We start from the raw sequence: 16,465 nt of genomic DNA on the forward strand, positions 1-16,465 counted from the left end.
GCACAACTTCGACCGTTTTATCTAGTTTTCACCTAAGTAGGTGAAAATATTTTAATCGGGAAAGCCTTGTGATGATTATTATTACAGGGGTTCCCGATTATTTTATGCTTTTATGTTGCGGATATAAGGTTAAAGCAAAATAAGTCCGATAAAACATCGGACTTATTGCATTATAGAAAAAACTATACCCTATCGTTTTGATCCAACCTTATAAATAAAGATGGTTTGGTTTCTGTTGGATCGGCTTTGCTTATACATGAGCACATCCAATCGACTAGGCAGAATAACCGCCTCAAGTGTTAATGGGGGAAATACCCTCTCGATGGCAGCCTTACGCGCCTCCAAATCCTTATCCTCACATATAAACACGTATTCCGGTAATTTATCGATACTTACACTATCGAAATAGTTAATAGTGTTAATTATGGCTCGATATCGGGAGCTGCCGATTGCTTGCTTGTGAATTAAGGCATCACACATCTTTGAAGAATCCACTTTGGGTAGTTCATACTGTATGAACCAATTACCTGCATAGAAGTTAGGCAGAAGATTTACATTTTCATGAAAACGATCCTCCACGAGAATACCATTTTTCACCTGTTTTCCATAAAGAAAATACATGGAGTCAATTCTTGATAACTTACTGGATGATAGTGTAGTTGGTAAGAACAACAAGCCATTAAATACCCAAAAAATAACGGTAAACCACATGATAAGCCTAGGCCGGTTTTGCCAAAACTTCGACTCAGTCATTTTAACCCAACCGGTAACGCCAGCAATGACGAAGAAGGGCAGTACTGGAAAAATGAACCGCTCCTGTTTGTTGGGGAAATAGGTGTGGAAAATTAGGAAAAGTAAAGAAGGTAACGCAATAATTAGGGTTTTCTTCCAACTTCTAAAAAAACCAGCCAGCCAAAGCCAGCCCAATGGGGGCAACATTACACCAACAATTATTGAAATATACATTATGGGATTATTGTTCCCGTAATCATACTTATGTTCAATATTATAACGCACATATTCGCCTAACTCGGCAAACGGACGTCCCCATATAAACAGATCAACAATACCCTGTATAAGAAAAATTGATATTAACACTCCTAATCCAAAGATAATAGACTCCCAAAACTTCTTGCGTAAGAGAATGGCTAGCCCGACTCCGCCAATAAAAATAACGGTCTGAAATCGAATGGAAAACGCTAGCCCTATCATTAACCCTGCCAATAAATATCGACTCCAAGACCGATTATCCTCCATCGCGGTGTAGGCATACCATACACCCATAATCAGGAATGGTATGCACGCAACCTCAACAAAATTCCGGATGGAAAGCATCGGCATAAACCATAAGAAAGACAAGGCTATCCCCACCTGAATGGCAGCCTTTCGACCTCCAAATCGTTCTGCCAACTTATAACCAAAAGCGACTACAACAAGGGATAAGAGTGCATGTAGAAGCCTAATCAGGAAAACTTTTATCTTGGGATCATCAATTCCGATAGCTTTAAACAAAGAGAGTACAATGTAATGTGCCCCTACATAAAAAAAACTGTGACCTGCGGGGATGGGATCAACCTGGCTCTTGGGAAGCCAATCGTTATAGTCAGTTCCATCAACCCACGATTGCGACGCTTCAAGAACAAGGAAATGATCGTCGTGCATGCCGTATCCTTGAGAGAAAATGGCAGCTAATATCCTTACGCAAAGAGCACCAATTAGTATTAATCGCAACGGTTGAGTCGCCCATGTTCTTTTTAAATAATCCATATCTTCATCCTTTTATCTATATTATCATCAATCTTGACTACTATAAAATGGTGTGTCTCACAACTTCGAAAAGTGCTTCTGGTAAAGTTGAAAGAGTGCCTTTCCTTTTTTACCGAACGATTCATTACCGTTTTGCTCCTGAATAAACTTATTGCTTGTATTATCATAAACCATTACGGTAGAATCGGTAACAAAACCAAAACCATCAGTATAGGTATATGAGGCAAAACCAACGTTCTCGTGAGTAAGCAAATCCTTTGAAAAGTTAAAAGCGGTCCGATCCACCTTCATCTGTGTGAGTAGGGTAGCTGCAATATCAAATTGGGAACCCGTTTTTGACACGATGGAGTCCCTTACGCTAAGCGCTCCTCCGAGCCAAAGCATGGGTATCCGAAACTTCCGTTCGTCGTGGCTCGGATAATTCCCAGGCAGACGATGGCCATGATCGGCCACGACTATAAAGAGGGTGGAATCCCAAACTGGCAACTTCCTAACCTCCCTGAAGAAGTTACCCAAACATTGATCGGTGTAGTGGATACTGTTTTCATACTTGCCAACCTCCTCGCTGGTAAGGAATTTCGATTTTAGCGGAACCTCATAGGGTTCGTGACTACTTAGAGTAAAAAGCCCATAAAAGAATGGCCCTTTTGCCGTTTGTAAATCCGCAAAAAGACGGTCGAAAAGATGCTGATCGTTGACACCCCATTTCGACTCGTTGTAAGCTGCCGGAAAATCGTCTACGGTGACCAACTTCTGAAACCCACCATTCATAAAATAGGAACGCATGTTGGCAAAATTAAGATCGCCACCATAGTAAAAGGCTGTAGAATAACCATTCTTCATTAACTCTCTGGAAACGAAAGGGAGCTTTTGAGTTTTTTCCGGAAACTTAACCACGGAAGTTTGCGGTTGATCAGGATATCCGCTAAAGATAGCGGCCATGCCCTTTTCGCTTCGAAAACCACTAGAATAGATATGTGAAAAGAGGAGTCCATCCCCGGTTAAAGCATCAAAATTTGGGGTAACACCAGCCACTCCTCCTAGTTTTTGGATAAGATTGGCAGTAAAACTTTCAATTACAATTATCACCACGTTGGGCCTTTCCATTCGTAAAACAGATTTTGGCTTGTGGTAATCATGCATTATTTCTTTGAAATAGGCGTTTGCTTGGCTCTCCTCCATATAGATATACTGCTTCCCATTTTTCTGAGATGCAAGAAGCGATCGAGCCACATTCCAAACTACGTTTATCCCCGAGTGGTTGGCAAACTGGTTCGAGCTAAAATAAGCCTTTCCTGTATTCATGGGGGCAATTCCTAATCCACCGCGAATGGGTAGAATCATACAGGAAGCCACAAAAACAAAAACTGGAATCAACCAGAATCGTCCGGAATTGCACCCAAGTAGCGTTTGGGAAACATAACGCCTAAATAGGAAGAAAAAGAGAATAACAACGCTTACCGTGAGAAGAAGGTAAAATACCAGGTAACCCAAGGTTAAACTGGCGGCTGCTTCGAGTGGTGTTTTTAGATATAGCAAAGGTGTACTATCCATCCGAAAGCCCCAGTTACGATAGAGTTCAACATCGGCTAGAACAATGGGCACGACTAATAGTAGTAAAAGAAATACAAAAGTGTCAAAAACGCCCCTCAGGTATCGTCCCTTTAAGAAAAAGAGTAACCCTATGAGAAGCGACGCAATCAAGGCAAAGTAGCCTGTCATGCTCGTATCCATCCACAATCCCCTTCCGAATACCTCCAAATACTCCAAGAAGGTCATCTCTTTTGCTAGGGTATAATTATACCCCAGAAAAAGAGCCCTACTTAAAAAGAAAAAAACTATCCAAAAAAGAAAGAACTGCAGAAGGAATAGGATACGCCTGCCTATCGAAGTCTTAAAAAAATGCCCCATTGCCTCACAATTAATACTAGCGGAAAGAACCACCGAAATGCATCAAAACTCACTACCGCTGTAGATTGTACAACTTGGAATAAATCCCACCTAGACCAATTAACTCATCGTGCTTACCACGCTCGACAATTTCACCATCCTGAAGAACACAGATTAGATCGGCATTCTTAACCGTGGACAGACGGTGAGCAATAACGATGGAAGTTCGATTCTTCATGAGGTTTTCCAGCGCTTCCTGAACCAACCTTTCCGATTCAGTATCCAGTGCAGAGGTGGCCTCATCGAGAATCATGATTGGTGGATTTTTCAGAATGGCACGTGCAATGCTAACGCGTTGGCGTTGTCCTCCAGATAACTTTCCACCCCTATCCCCTATATTTGTGTAGTAACCATTAGGGCTTGCCTCAATAAAATCGTGCGCATTGGCAACTTTTGCCGCAGCCATAACGCTTCCGATTGTAGCATTTGGCAACCCAAAGGCAATGTTGTTATAAAAGGTATCGTTAAAGAGAATAGGCTCTTGATTTACATTGCCCATCAACCCGCGCAAACTTTTTATACTAAAATCTTTTATGTCGACACCATCAACCAAAATCTCGCCTTCAGTTGCATCATAGAAGCGAGGAAGTAGATCGACAAAGGTCGACTTTCCCGAACCAGACTGGCCAACTAGTGCCACCGTCTTTCCCTTCTCTATAGTTAGACTCACATTCCTTAGGACAGGCTCATCTTGGTATTTAAAGCAAACGTTGCGATACTCAATTTTCTCACCAAATTGTTCAACCACCCTAGCGTCATCCTTCTCCTTAATCGGATTATCAGCTTCGATAACCGCATCAATCCGATCGGCAGAAGCCATACCCTTTAACACATTAAAGTAGGCCTGACTAAATGATTTTGCAGGAGTTATAATCTGCGAAAAAATCACCAAATATCCAATTAAACTAGCAGCAGTAAGGCTGCCATCACCTTTGAGAACCATTTTTCCACCATACCACATGAGAATTACCACAACAGCAACACCCAAGAATTCGCTTAACGGAGAGGCCAAATCGCGGCGACGGTTAACCTTTACCAGAATTCTGGTATAGAATGAGTTCGTGCTTTCAAAGCGCTGAATCATTTTTTCCTCAGCATTAAAAGCCTTAATAATGCGAAGACCACCAAGGGTTTCTTCAAGCGTAGACAGTAAGAATCCTAAGCGACGTTGTCCCTTAAATGAGTGTTTCCGCAAGTTTTTGCCAATACGGCCAATTAACAACCCAGCTACCGGAAGTAGCACGAAAACAAAAAGGGTAAGCTGAGGGCTCATTATCAGCAGAACAACCATATATACAATAACAAGAATGGGATCTCTAAAGAACATCTCCATAGAGCGCATAATACTCACCTCCAACTCATTTACATCGTTGGTGATTTTGGAAATTATGTCTCCTTTTCGCTCCTCAGAATAATATCCCAATGGTAGTTCAAGAACTTTTCGATACATCTTGTTCCTGATATCCCTTACAACTCCATTACGAAAAGGCGCCATGTAATAAAGCGAGAGATACGTAAATAGATTCTTAAAGAATGTCATTATAACTACAAACGTGCACATGAAAACCAAGGCATATGTAATTCCTTGACTAACTTTTATACTGCTTATAAAATAATTAAAATTGTGTAGAATAGAATTAACACTTAGCGAAAACGGTACGGTACTGGTTACTGCAGGTATCTGATCGAAAAGCACATTCAAAAAAGGAATTACCATCGCAAGTGTGAAAACTGAAAAGAACGCTCCCAAAATGTTCAACCCAATTATCAAACCTACAGTTCCCTTGTATGGAATTAAATACTTAAAAATCTTTCCAAACTTTTTCACTCTAATCAATTTTAGATTTCAACGAGGGTTCTTAGCCCCCCAAAAAATTAAATATATGTTCCCTTTTCGGTCCATAAAAACCCGCCTAAGTTACTATTCTAAATTACAATCCGGTGTAACTAGTGGGGGAAATTGCACTGAGTTCCTGCTTTACCTCGTCACTCACAGGCAATCCTGCAATAAACGTCTTAAATGTCTGCTCATTAACCTTAGCGTTTGTCCGGGTTAATGCCTTCAACATTTCGTATGGATTCTCAACACCTTCGCGACGGAGTATTGTTTGAATGCCTTCGGCCACAACCATCCAGTTGTTCTCCAAATCGGCATCAATGGCAACCTGATTGAGAATGAGTTTATCCAAACCCTTCATCAACGATTTGAAGGCAAGAATGGTATGTGCGGATGGAACACCAATATTTCTAAGAACGGTGGAGTCGGTCAAATCGCGCTGAAGACGAGAAATAGGTAATTTGGCGCTAAGATGTTCGAAAAGTGCATTGGCAATTCCAAAGTTTCCTTCAGCATTCTCGAAGTCGATGGGATTTACCTTATGCGGCATGGCTGAGGATCCTACCTCCCCACTCACAATCTTCTGCTTAAAGTACTCCATTGCAATGTACTGCCACATATCGCGCGACAAATCCATAAGGATGGTATTTATCCGCTTGAAGTTATCAAAAATAGCAGCAAAGTTGTCGTAATGTTCAATTTGCGTAGTAGTCTGCGATCGATCGAGCCCCAACGTCTTGTTTACAAAGTTATTTGAGAAACTGACCCAATCGATATAAGGATAGGCCACGGCATGTGCATTAAAGTTTCCGGTTGCTCCACCAAACTTTGCAGAACAAGGAATATCACGCAAAAGGTTAAGTTGCTTTCCCACCCGCTCAACAAAAACGGCCAACTCCTTACCCAGGCGTGTAGGGGAAGCCGGTTGTCCATGTGTACGTGCCAACATGGAGATATCCTTCCACTCTTCTACCATACCGTTTAGCTGCTCGAGCAATTGATCCAGCAATGGATAGTATACCTCATGGGCAAAATCCTTAAGTGCATAGGGAAATGCCGTGTTGTTAATATCCTGAGAGGTGAGGCCAAAATGAACAAACTCCTTCATTCCACCCACCTTAAGGTTATCCATTTTTTCCTTTAAGAAATACTCAATGGCTTTAACATCATGGTTAGTAACTCGTTCTATCTCCTTAACTCGCTGAGCATCCTCTGTAGTAAAATGTAGATAAACCTCGCGCAGCTGGACAAATAATTCTTCATTGACACCCTTTAGTTGGGGCAAGGGAATCTCACAAAGGGCAATAAAATACTCCACCTCAACGAGGACCCGGTAGCGAATTATTGCTTCTTCGGAGAAGTAACGTGCGCACTCCTCAACCTTACTCCTATAACGGCCATCGATTGGTGAAATGGCAGACAAAGAAAATTTTTCCATGGCTAGTATTTTAATCTAGCGCAAAGGTAAAAAAAAAGCTGCGTCAAATCGGAGGAAATTATTGTTCAATGCCACAATTCGAAAGATTTTTTACTTTAAAAAATACTAAACAAGTCGGATTTTGCTACCTTCGTATGGCAAATAAAAAGCACCCACCCAAAGTTTACCGACTCGTCCTTATGCCAAATATAAGAGTAGCACTACCTTTGCATATCAACACGATTCCCTTTGTTTTTGGACTACAACGTCATTACATTAAGGATGAGATCATTCTTGACACAATGGAGTTTTCCGATTCGGTGCAGCAACTTCAGCTAAACACAATCGATGTGGCGCTCGTGCCTATCGAAATGCTGTCACAATTTAACTCTTACCATATTGTGAGTAATTACTGCCTGAGTTCCCAACGCGATATGCAATCGATCGCCCTTGCACTCCAAGGCGATATTTCGATACTCAGCACTATTTACTACGACCCGAGACAATCGGTGTGCACCTTACTTGTTAATATCTTAGCTAAGGGATATTGGAAATGCAACCCAAAATTACAACCGCTTCCTTCCAACGATAAAATACACAATCTGAAGATAGGAGAAGGGATCCTATTGATGGATAGTGAGGCCATAGACACCTATCAAAAGCAGAATTGTCTCGTTGACCTATGCGCTGAATGGAAAAAATTTACGGGATTGCCTTTAGTTATGGCCGTGTGGATTTCGCTAAAACCGATGCCAGTAGCATTTTTAGATAAATTTAATAATGCTCTTCGCTTTGGCACAAGTAGCATTAACCAAGCACTCGAGGAGAATATCTTATACACTGATTTCCAAAAATCCAAGGCAAAACGACAATTACATCAAGGAATTAGTTTCATATTCGATCAGGAGAAAATAGTATCCATGAAACTATTCCAACAGCTTCAGGCCAACCTAAATGTTCCTGAGCAGATACAACCCGAGAGGAAACCATTTGCGCAGGTTAATTGTTTAACATCCTAACCTCGACGTTACACCATGATTTCGATATACTACAAGGCATTAAAGAAAATAATACACGAAGCGGATATTAAGGTATTTAGCGACTTGCCCATTGATGAGGTGCTCTGGATCGACCTTAACAATCCCAGCTTAAAGGAGAAGAAGGCAGTAGAATCATTTATCGGATCAAACCTAACCTCTCGGCAAAAAGCAGAAGAAATTGAAAGTTCTTCGCGCTATTCCGAAACGGAAAACATGGTGATTGCCAACTCAAACTTCCTCATTCAGGGTGAGGATTCATTTACCTACGAGCCAGTATCATTTATCCTGAAGGATAGCATTTTAATCTCAATGCGGAATGCCGATCTTAAGGTATTTGATGAATCAAGCCGGAAGTTTCAGATCAACTATAAAGCCTTCCCTACCGGTTACCACATTATGGTGGCTTTGCTGGAAACACGAATAGACCTCGATGCCGACATGGTGGAGAGCATTGCCCGTGAAATCTCACAAATCAGCAAGCGGTTGTCGCTAAACACCGACATAGACGAGGAAATTATCCTCACCATCAACCAGCTACAGGAGAACACCATGCTCATGCGCGAAAACATCATCGACAAACAGCGCGTATTGTCCGGCATAATGAAAAGTGAACGTTTCCCAAGCGATATTACGCCCAAGCTTACCATTATGATTAAGGACGTAGGATCGCTCATAAACCACACCGACTTTAGCTTTGAGCGTTTGGAATACCTTCAGAACACCTTTCTTGGGCTTATCAACATTGAACAGAACAAAATCATCAAGATTTTTACAGTGGCCTCGGTAGTATTTATGCCGCCTACCCTCATTGCTAGTATGTATGGCATGAACTTTAAGATAATGCCCGAACTCAGCTGGGTGGGTGGCTATCCATTTGCTGTTGGCCTTATGATTACCTCGTCCATCCTTACGCTATACATGTTCCGCCGCCGAAAATGGCTTTAAACTGAAATAACAAACTTCATGACAATAATTCGTATTACACTAGTCGTTACGACCATTCTAGCTCTTTTCAGCAGTTCATTTGCGCAACCAACCAATTCTGCGACAAAGAAGACGCTGGTATACAAAATGGAGATTGTGCGGGAAATTGACCCCGCGGCTTGGAGAATTGTTAAGAGTGGGCTAAATGAAGCGGTAACACTAAAGGCCGACCTCATTCTAATTCGAATGAATACCTATGGGGGCCTAGTGAACGTCGCCGACTCCATTCGGACCAAGATTCTCAACTGCAAGATTCCCATCTGGGTTTTTATCGACAACCAAGCAGCTTCGGCCGGAGCGCTAATATCCATTGCCTGCGATAGAATTTATATGCGCCAGGGGGCAAGTATTGGAGCGGCCACGGTGGTTGACCAAACCGGAGCAGCCATGCCCGACAAATACCAATCCTTTATGCGATCGATGATGCGCGCCACTGCTGAATCGCACGGAAAGGATACCCTGTTCAATGGCAAGGACTCCATCTTTAAATGGAGGCGCGACCCATTAATTGCAGAGGCAATGGTCGATCCTCGAACGATAATTCCCGGTCTTATTGATTCCACTAAGGTTTTGACCTTTACTACCCAAGAAGCAATTAAGTATGGCTACTGCGAGGGAGAGGCAGAATCGGTTTCGGAGGTACTCAGCCTGGGTAAGATTTCCAACTATGAAATTCGGGAGCAACATATCTCTGCCCTAGAAAAAGCAATTGGCTTCCTGCTAAACCCATTAGTGCAGGGAATTTTAATCATGCTGATTTTTGCTGGAATCTACTTCGAACTGCAAACACCCGGAATAGGTTTTCCGCTGGTATTAGCCTTATCGGCAGCAGTAGTCTACTTTGCGCCACTATACATGGAAGGACTTGCTGAGAACTGGGAACTAAGCCTATTCTTTATTGGGCTAATCCTTATTGCGGTGGAAGTTTTTGCCATACCCGGCTTTGGCGTTATCGGAATAGCGGGAATAACCTTTACATTCCTTGGGCTCACGCTGAGCATGATTGACAATGAGATTTTTCGCCAAGAAGGCCCAATTCCAACCATACTTATCGTTCAACCGGTATTGATTGTGGCCCTCAGTATGTTCTTATCCTTGATAATGGCTATCACCCTAAGTCAAAAACTGTTTACCGACAAGCGCAGCCCGCTCTACCGTTTAGCCTTACATACCAGCCTTAAAGGGGAAGATGGATTTGTGGGTATCGATTTGAACCAAAAAAACATGATTGGGAAGAACGGCATTACCCTTACAATGCTACGCCCGGCAGGGAAGGTAACCATCAACGAGGAGATATTCGACGCTATTTCCACCGATGGAGTCATTGATAAAGACCAACCAGTATTTGTAAAAAAGGATGAAGCAGGACAACTTTACGTTTCGAAGGTTTAACCCTATAAACAAAGACTACTATGGCAAAACCATACAATATTCGAGAGTATTGCCCCAATGATTACCGAGGAGTTTTAACCCTATGGCAACAAACAGGCCTTGGCGGTGCTCACCGTGGCGATAACGAAAAGACGATTGCCCTATCCATTGCCCTTGGAGGCAAGTTCTTTGTAGTAGAAGATACGGCAACAGACACCATTGTTGGCACCTCATGGATGACCTTCGATGGGCGACGCCTTCACCTTCACCACTTTGGAATTCAACCACAACTCCAGAAGACAGGCATTGGCACCGACTTGGCTATTGAGAGCCTTGCCTTTGCTAAGGAAAAAAAGATACAGGTAAAGTTGGAAGTGCATAAGGATAACCTAAAGGCCATCAACCTTTATCGCAAACTAGGCTTTGAATACCTAGGCGACTATGATGTGTATATTATCCGTGATGTGGAAGGCCTGAAGGGGTAAAGTCCGATAGCTTTTTCGTGACTACACGCACAAGGCAAAAGCCGATTCCAGTGCAGAAGTAAATCCGCTTTGCTCGTTACTCCCTGTATTCTTATACCTATTTAGCATATCGGCTGGGGCATTGGCAACCACATAGCTATGGGCTGCATGGTCGAGCATCTCCAAATCGTTATAATCGTTGCCAATAGCAAAAATCTCTGATCTTTCGATGCCCTTAACGTTCGAGATCCAATCAATTCCATGGGCCTTTGAAACCCCTAATGGAAAAATCTCTAGCCAAATCGACTCCTTATCGAAAGGGGAAGTTGCCTTTATAATGCTGTAGTTCCTCAATAATTTTCTTATCTCCACTTCCCGAGCAGATTGACTCGCAGCCAAAATAATAAGGATCTGAGTGCATGGCTCAGGATAGGGAATACCCGGAATGAACGGCGTATTAAAACCATGGTAAAATTCGCAGCGCCGCTCAAAGTCGGGGTTCGGATTGCCCGATGCGTGAAATTGAAAGATATGGTTCTGAGGAATAGCCTCGTGAATCATAAAATCGAACTGCTCCTTTACCAAAATTTGAGCAATATGGTTCACCTCTACCGTCTCCATCTGCATAACCATAGTCAACTCCTTTGTAGCCCAATCAATAACACCAGAGCCCGTAGAGAAAACAAGAAAGTCGATGGGGAAGTTTGGCTCAAGCACCTGCGCTGCTGTAAAAATAGACCGGCCCGTAGCGGCAACCCGAACAACACCACTTTTGCCCAACTGGGTAAGCGTATGAATGTCGCGCGAATCAACCGTATGATCATCCTTGAGCAATGTCCCATCTAAATCGGTAACCACCATTCGAATTGCCATACAATCCCTAATTTTCGATAAGTTCATAGCTGCTTGGCTGCACTGGCATTTGAAGCGATGGCAGAATTCGTTCGAGCAGAATACCCTCGTTGGAACTATTTCCGTAACCAAAGGAGGCCCTAACCCCCAGCGAAGCAAAGGCAACTGCCCTATCAATAGCCATTGGTAAGCTATCGCCTTGAAGCAAGGCACCCGTAAGTACACTCGCAAAGGCATCACCGGTACCGGGATATGCGGCTGGAAGGTAAGTGCAGGTTACTCTCCAAAAACGATTATCCGATTTATTGTAAGCATACACCGAGGTATGACGTTTTTCGCGTTGGTCGGGCACGCTAGTAATAATCACTATTTGCGGGCCCAACTCAGCCAAATCCAATAACCAACGTTTAACTTCACCCTCCGTCATTAATTCGGGCATAGGCCTGCCGAGTAAGAATGCCGCTTCGGTAATGTTGGGAGTGATGATATCGGCAAGCGAAATCATCTGGCGCATGCCCGATACAATCTCAGGGGTCATGGGACCATAAAGAACACCATCATCGCCCATTACCGGATCCACCACCACCAAGGTTTGTTTGGTACGGAACCGACGGATAAAATCGCTGACAATTTCTATTTGCCGAAATGAACCGAGGAAACCGCTATAAATGCCATCAAACTGGAGATTTAACCGTTCCCAATGCTCAATGATGGGCAGAAGATGATCGGTAAGGTCTACAAAATGATAATCCTTAAACTTGCTATGAGTAGAAAGAACCGCCGTTGGAAGTGGACAAACCTGAACGCCCATGCAGGATAGTATTGGAGTTACTACCGTGAGGGAAGCCCGTCCAAACCCCGAAAGATCGTGAATAGCGGCTACCCGCTTCACGGGGTTGTGCATAATTTCCATTGTTTTTTTTTGTAAAGATACATTTTCCTTTCCGAAGAGCGGAATTAGCCTTTAGATACAAGAGGAACAGAGAAACATCTAACACCTTTAATCAAAAAAACACTATTCGGTCAAAATATAAAACCTTCGTTGGACAATAATTCAGCAATTCAATGAGGCAGCCACCTGTAGAATAATTAAATACTTTTTAACACTTTCTGCTCAAATAAGGGCAGATTCCTGTTGGAATTGCCAATTCGTTTTTTTATATTTAACCACGATTTTAACCTAAACAGATATGAATATGGAGAAGGTTATTACATTTAACGAGCTCAGACGAATCAAGGATAGTCTTCCACACGGCAGTGTTCAGAAAATTGCCGAAGAGCTAAATCTCGAAGAAGATACCGTTCGCAACTACTTTGGTGGCGCGGACTATGTTCACGGGAAAAGTGTAGGTTTTCATGCAGAACAGGGTCCCGACGGTGGAGTAATTACCCTTGACGACATTACTATCCTCGAAAAAGCAAAAAAAATATTATCGGATCTCAACATCGCCCATTAATAAAAAAATATTAATTGAGAGGAAAGGGCGGAACGATTTTCTGCCCTTTTTCTATTATACTTGCCGAAAAAGAATACTATGGAAGTCTCTTGGCTTGAGAAAGTCGAATTAGCCTGCCGACAGGCGTTTACCGGAACGCATATCCCCTCCCACAATTTTGCCCATCACCAACGGGTATGGAATTACGCCTTAGAAATTACCCGCAATCTGGATCGGGCCAGTTCGAGCAACAACGATCAAGCATTTCTCAACCTTTTAGTGGCCTGCTACTTTCACGATACTGGGCTTACAATTAACCCGGGCGAAGACCATGGAGCCGATTCGCTACGAATACTGGAGAGGTGGCTGGAGAGCAATCCAAATCTGAAATTACTCCTTAGCCAATCGGCATTGGATGCCGTACGGCTGCACGACGATAAGAGCTATAAACAGCAAGGATTAAATCAACATCCCCTTTCGCTAGACAACACCCTTGCTATTCTCAGCATAGCCGACGATATGGATGCGCTGGGTTACTTAGGCATTCTGCGTTACACCGAGATTTACCTCATGCGCGGTATTGCGGCGCAGGACTTACCCTCCAAGGTTGCAGCAAATCTTGAATCACGCTTCCAATTTATGGCACAGACGATTAAAAGCATGCCGGAACTATACCACCATCAGCGACAACGCTACGAAATTACGCTTCAATTCTTCAGCCGCTGGGCCAAGCAAGACCAAAGCAATTCCGAATATGCTACCTTTGCAGCCCTAGTTCAATCCATTGTGGTGGAGCAAAAATTGGATTGGAAATTGCTTTCCACAGCGCTTCAGAACCATCCATGGACTGATTTAAAGCAGTTTACTCAAGAACTGGTGGCGGAAATGTAAGGGAACAAAGGATTAGGAAGTTCTAGCATTAATAAAAATATCAGTGGAATTCAAGTGAAATGGAGAAGATAGATATAGTGGTGATTGGGGGCGGCCCTGCCGGTTTAATGGCGGCTGGAACAGCGGCTGCTGAGGGCGTTACGGTTATGCTGCTTGAGAAAATGGAGAAGGTAGCCCGTAAGTTGAGGATCACCGGCAAGGGTAGGTGCAACATTACCAATGCGCGCGCCATTCCCGAGTTCCTAACCAAGATTTACCCAAGCCCCAACTTCTTTAAGCCATCGCTATACTCGTTTTCGAACCAAGATATAGTAACACTCCTAGAGAAGCAGGGAGTAAAGACCTACATCGACAGGGGCGAACGTATTTTCCCTGTGAGCGAAAGCGCCAAAGAGGTGGCCGAAGGGTTAAATGCCTTCGCCAAGGAGCGAGGAGCCGATATTCTCTGCCATGCCGAGGTGGTCAGCATTGCACACTCTGCCGATGGATTTACTATCAGCGTTAAAACGCCGCAGGAATCAAGAACCATAGCCGCGAAGGCTGTAATTGTTGCAACAGGCGGACTATCCTATCCCCTTACCGGGAGCACCGGAGCCGGCTATGCCTTTGCCCGTGAACTTGGCGTGAAGGTAACCCCTACCCATCCTTCGCTCGTTCCATTGGAAATGGCCGATAAGCCGGGCAAGCTAACCAACACTACCAACCTCAAGAATATCGAAATGGTGCTCTGGATCAACCAGAAAAAGATCGACAAGGAGTTTGGCGAACTCGAGGTGCTCGATGGTAAGCTGGCCGGACCTATTACCCTCCGGTTGAGCCGAGCGGCAGTTGCGGCCATCGATGCCGGCTCATCCGTTCGCTTCACCCTCGATTTGAAGCCTGCACTTTCGCCCGAGCAGCTGGACAACCGTATTGCACGGGAGTTGGCAAATCCTGCCGTAAAAAATCTCGGTGGACTGCTCCGCACCATGCTACCCTCCAACCTGATAGATGCTTTTGCCGAGCTGCTCCCAAGTCCGCTCTCGAAACCCACAGCCGATGTATCGCCCAAGGATAAAAAAGCCATAGTAAACCGACTACGAGAATACCCAATCGACATTGAAGGTTACGGAGGCTTTTCGGAGGCCATTGTTACTGCCGGGGGTGTCGATCTAAAGGAAATTGGATCAAAAACCATGGAATCGAGGGTAGTTGGCTCACTCTACTTTGCCGGAGAGGTGCTAAACCTCGATGCCGACACAGGCGGCTACAACCTTCAAATTGCTTTCTCCACCGGGTTTGTTGCCGGAAAGAGTGCCGCACAAAAAGTAAAAGAGGCCAACCGGGCTGATGGTTGACCTCTTTAGGAGATTACGTTATGGCAAAGAATCTTCTTACTTAGCAGGAACGGCGGCGGCGAACTTTTGTTCAACCATGGGCCAATTCACCACAGTCCAGAAACGAGAAACATAATCGGCACGCTTATTTTGATAGCGCAGGTAGTAGGCATGCTCCCATACATCGAGCGCTAAAACCGGAACACCATATTTAGGAGCAATATCCATTAAGGTATTGTCTTGGTTGGCAGTAGAAGCAATGAATAGTTTTCCAGTTTTATCTACCGCAAGCCAAGCCCAGCCACTACCAAATACGCCGGTTGCAGCAGCCTCAAACTGGCTCTTGAACGCCTCGAACGAGCCAAACGCCTCAACAATAGCAGGCATTAATATTCCAGCAGGCTCACCTCCACCGTTGGGAGCCATCACCTCCCAAAATAATTTGTGGTTGAAGTAGCCACCCCCATTGTTCTTTACTGCCGGTGATAGTTTACTCATAGAGGCAAAGATCTCCTCCATCGATTTACCCTCCATGCCACTCCCTTGAATGGCGGCTAAAAACTTGGAATGGTAGGCCTTGTAGTGTCGTGCATAGTGAATCTCCATGGTTTCCTTATCTACAAACTTCTCGAGCGCATCGTAGGCATAGGGCAATGCGGAAAACGGATAAGCCCTTTGTAGCTCATCGGAAATAGGTGCTTGTATCTTTGTGTCTTGGGCATTGGTTACCAAACCAATGCCAATCATACCAACTATTAAAAGAATTCTTTTCATTGTTACATCTTTTAGTTTGACATTACCTTATATCCGCAACATAAAAGCATAAAATAATCGGGAACCCCTGTAATAATAATCATCACAAGGCTTTCCCGATTAAAATATTTTCACCTACTTAGGTGAAAACTAGATAAAACGGTCGAAGTTGTGCCACCCATTTCGGTTCAAGTTGTGCCAGGCGTTTCGGTCGAAGTTGTGCCACTTTTTTAGGTGCATTTAGGCTATTGTTTCGGTCGAAGTTGCGCCACCCGTTTCGACGCAAATTGCGCCATTGAGCCATTGAAAGGAATGATTTCTATCTTATCGCTGAAACTTAAATCAGGGATATGGCCGCAAAGAAGATAGATATCATGGATGTACGAC

General features: G+C 43.8%; 14 protein-coding genes. 7 read left to right on the forward strand and 7 right to left on the reverse strand.

Annotated features, from left to right (window positions below):
* Positions 1–189: 189 nt before the first annotated feature.
* From BLS65_RS15105 to purB, 4 genes are all read right to left on the reverse strand, one after another.
* Complete coding sequence (locus tag BLS65_RS15105; RefSeq protein WP_092440491.1) at positions 190–1,767, reverse strand: glycosyltransferase family 39 protein; 1,578 nt, start codon at positions 1,765–1,767, stop codon at positions 190–192.
* A gap of 57 nt (positions 1,768–1,824) precedes the next feature.
* Positions 1,825–3,678, reverse strand: a complete 1,854-nt coding sequence (locus BLS65_RS15110; RefSeq protein ID WP_092440494.1) for an LTA synthase family protein — start codon at positions 3,676–3,678, stop codon at positions 1,825–1,827.
* A 52-nt stretch (positions 3,679–3,730) separates the two neighbouring features.
* Positions 3,731–5,545 (reverse strand): ABC transporter ATP-binding protein, encoded by a 1,815-nt coding sequence (locus tag BLS65_RS15115; RefSeq protein WP_092440496.1) that lies wholly within the window; start codon positions 5,543–5,545, stop codon positions 3,731–3,733.
* A gap of 103 nt (positions 5,546–5,648) precedes the next feature.
* Positions 5,649–6,992, reverse strand: a complete 1,344-nt coding sequence (gene purB / locus BLS65_RS15120; protein ID WP_092440498.1) for an adenylosuccinate lyase — start codon at positions 6,990–6,992, stop codon at positions 5,649–5,651.
* A gap of 179 nt (positions 6,993–7,171) precedes the next feature.
* Between purB and BLS65_RS15125 the strand changes: the two genes are divergently transcribed.
* From BLS65_RS15125 to BLS65_RS15140, 4 genes are read left to right on the forward strand one after another with little or no spacing between them, the layout of a single operon-like run.
* A complete protein-coding gene (locus tag BLS65_RS15125; RefSeq protein WP_170830155.1) occupies positions 7,172–7,990 on the forward strand; it encodes an MqnA/MqnD/SBP family protein in 819 nt (272 codons plus the stop codon).
* A 15-nt stretch (positions 7,991–8,005) separates the two neighbouring features.
* Positions 8,006–8,956 (forward strand): magnesium/cobalt transporter CorA, encoded by a 951-nt coding sequence (gene corA, locus BLS65_RS15130; RefSeq protein WP_092440502.1) that lies wholly within the window; start codon positions 8,006–8,008, stop codon positions 8,954–8,956.
* An 18-nt stretch (positions 8,957–8,974) separates the two neighbouring features.
* Complete coding sequence (locus BLS65_RS15135; protein WP_092440504.1) at positions 8,975–10,387, forward strand: NfeD family protein; 1,413 nt, start codon at positions 8,975–8,977, stop codon at positions 10,385–10,387.
* 20 nt (positions 10,388–10,407) lie between these two features.
* Complete coding sequence (locus tag BLS65_RS15140) at positions 10,408–10,851, forward strand: GNAT family N-acetyltransferase (protein WP_092440506.1); 444 nt, start codon at positions 10,408–10,410, stop codon at positions 10,849–10,851.
* A gap of 21 nt (positions 10,852–10,872) precedes the next feature.
* Here the strand turns inward: BLS65_RS15140 and BLS65_RS15145 are convergent, their stop codons facing one another.
* Positions 10,873–11,703 (reverse strand): HAD-IIB family hydrolase, encoded by an 831-nt coding sequence (locus BLS65_RS15145; RefSeq protein WP_170830156.1) that lies wholly within the window; start codon positions 11,701–11,703, stop codon positions 10,873–10,875.
* 7 nt (positions 11,704–11,710) lie between these two features.
* The gene (locus BLS65_RS15150; RefSeq protein ID WP_170830157.1) at positions 11,711–12,589 is read right to left on the reverse strand and encodes a pyridoxamine kinase; all 879 of its coding nucleotides are present in this window, start codon (positions 12,587–12,589) and stop codon (positions 11,711–11,713) included.
* A gap of 289 nt (positions 12,590–12,878) precedes the next feature.
* Between BLS65_RS15150 and BLS65_RS15155 the strand changes: the two genes are divergently transcribed.
* From BLS65_RS15155 to BLS65_RS15165, 3 genes are all read left to right on the forward strand, one after another.
* Positions 12,879–13,139 (forward strand): DNA-binding protein, encoded by a 261-nt coding sequence (locus tag BLS65_RS15155; protein ID WP_092440516.1) that lies wholly within the window; start codon positions 12,879–12,881, stop codon positions 13,137–13,139.
* 78 nt (positions 13,140–13,217) lie between these two features.
* Positions 13,218–14,009 (forward strand): HD domain-containing protein, encoded by a 792-nt coding sequence (locus BLS65_RS15160; RefSeq protein WP_092440510.1) that lies wholly within the window; start codon positions 13,218–13,220, stop codon positions 14,007–14,009.
* 59 nt (positions 14,010–14,068) lie between these two features.
* Positions 14,069–15,346, forward strand: coding sequence for a BaiN/RdsA family NAD(P)/FAD-dependent oxidoreductase (locus BLS65_RS15165; protein ID WP_092440512.1), 1,278 nt, complete (start codon positions 14,069–14,071; stop codon positions 15,344–15,346).
* 36 nt (positions 15,347–15,382) lie between these two features.
* Here the strand turns inward: BLS65_RS15165 and BLS65_RS15170 are convergent, their stop codons facing one another.
* Positions 15,383–16,099 (reverse strand): superoxide dismutase, encoded by a 717-nt coding sequence (locus BLS65_RS15170; protein WP_244500707.1) that lies wholly within the window; start codon positions 16,097–16,099, stop codon positions 15,383–15,385.
* Between the last annotated feature and the right edge of the window lie 366 nt (positions 16,100–16,465).

The sequence above is a fragment of the Williamwhitmania taraxaci genome (assembly GCF_900096565.1).
GTDB classification, from domain to species: Bacteria; Bacteroidota; Bacteroidia; order Bacteroidales; family Williamwhitmaniaceae; genus Williamwhitmania; species Williamwhitmania taraxaci.

Excerpts from the sequence above, each read along its gene's own strand:
- BLS65_RS15105 (WP_092440491.1), bottom strand. The coding sequence starts at position 1,767 with ATGGATTATTTAAAAAGAACATGGGCGACTCAACCGTTGCGATTAATA.
- BLS65_RS15110 (WP_092440494.1), bottom strand. The coding sequence starts at position 3,678 with ATGGGGCATTTTTTTAAGACTTCGATAGGCAGGCGTATCCTATTCCTT.
- purB (WP_092440498.1), bottom strand. The coding sequence starts at position 6,992 with ATGGAAAAATTTTCTTTGTCTGCCATTTCACCAATCGATGGCCGTTAT.
- BLS65_RS15125 (WP_170830155.1), top strand. The coding sequence starts at position 7,172 with ATGCCAAATATAAGAGTAGCACTACCTTTGCATATCAACACGATTCCC.
- corA (WP_092440502.1), top strand. The coding sequence starts at position 8,006 with ATGATTTCGATATACTACAAGGCATTAAAGAAAATAATACACGAAGCG.
- BLS65_RS15135 (WP_092440504.1), top strand. The coding sequence starts at position 8,975 with ATGACAATAATTCGTATTACACTAGTCGTTACGACCATTCTAGCTCTT.
- BLS65_RS15140 (WP_092440506.1), top strand. The coding sequence starts at position 10,408 with ATGGCAAAACCATACAATATTCGAGAGTATTGCCCCAATGATTACCGA.
- BLS65_RS15145 (WP_170830156.1), bottom strand. The coding sequence starts at position 11,703 with ATGGCAATTCGAATGGTGGTTACCGATTTAGATGGGACATTGCTCAAG.
- BLS65_RS15155 (WP_092440516.1), top strand. The coding sequence starts at position 12,879 with ATGGAGAAGGTTATTACATTTAACGAGCTCAGACGAATCAAGGATAGT.
- BLS65_RS15160 (WP_092440510.1), top strand. The coding sequence starts at position 13,218 with ATGGAAGTCTCTTGGCTTGAGAAAGTCGAATTAGCCTGCCGACAGGCG.
- BLS65_RS15165 (WP_092440512.1), top strand. The coding sequence starts at position 14,069 with ATGGAGAAGATAGATATAGTGGTGATTGGGGGCGGCCCTGCCGGTTTA.
- BLS65_RS15170 (WP_244500707.1), bottom strand. The coding sequence starts at position 16,099 with ATGAAAAGAATTCTTTTAATAGTTGGTATGATTGGCATTGGTTTGGTA.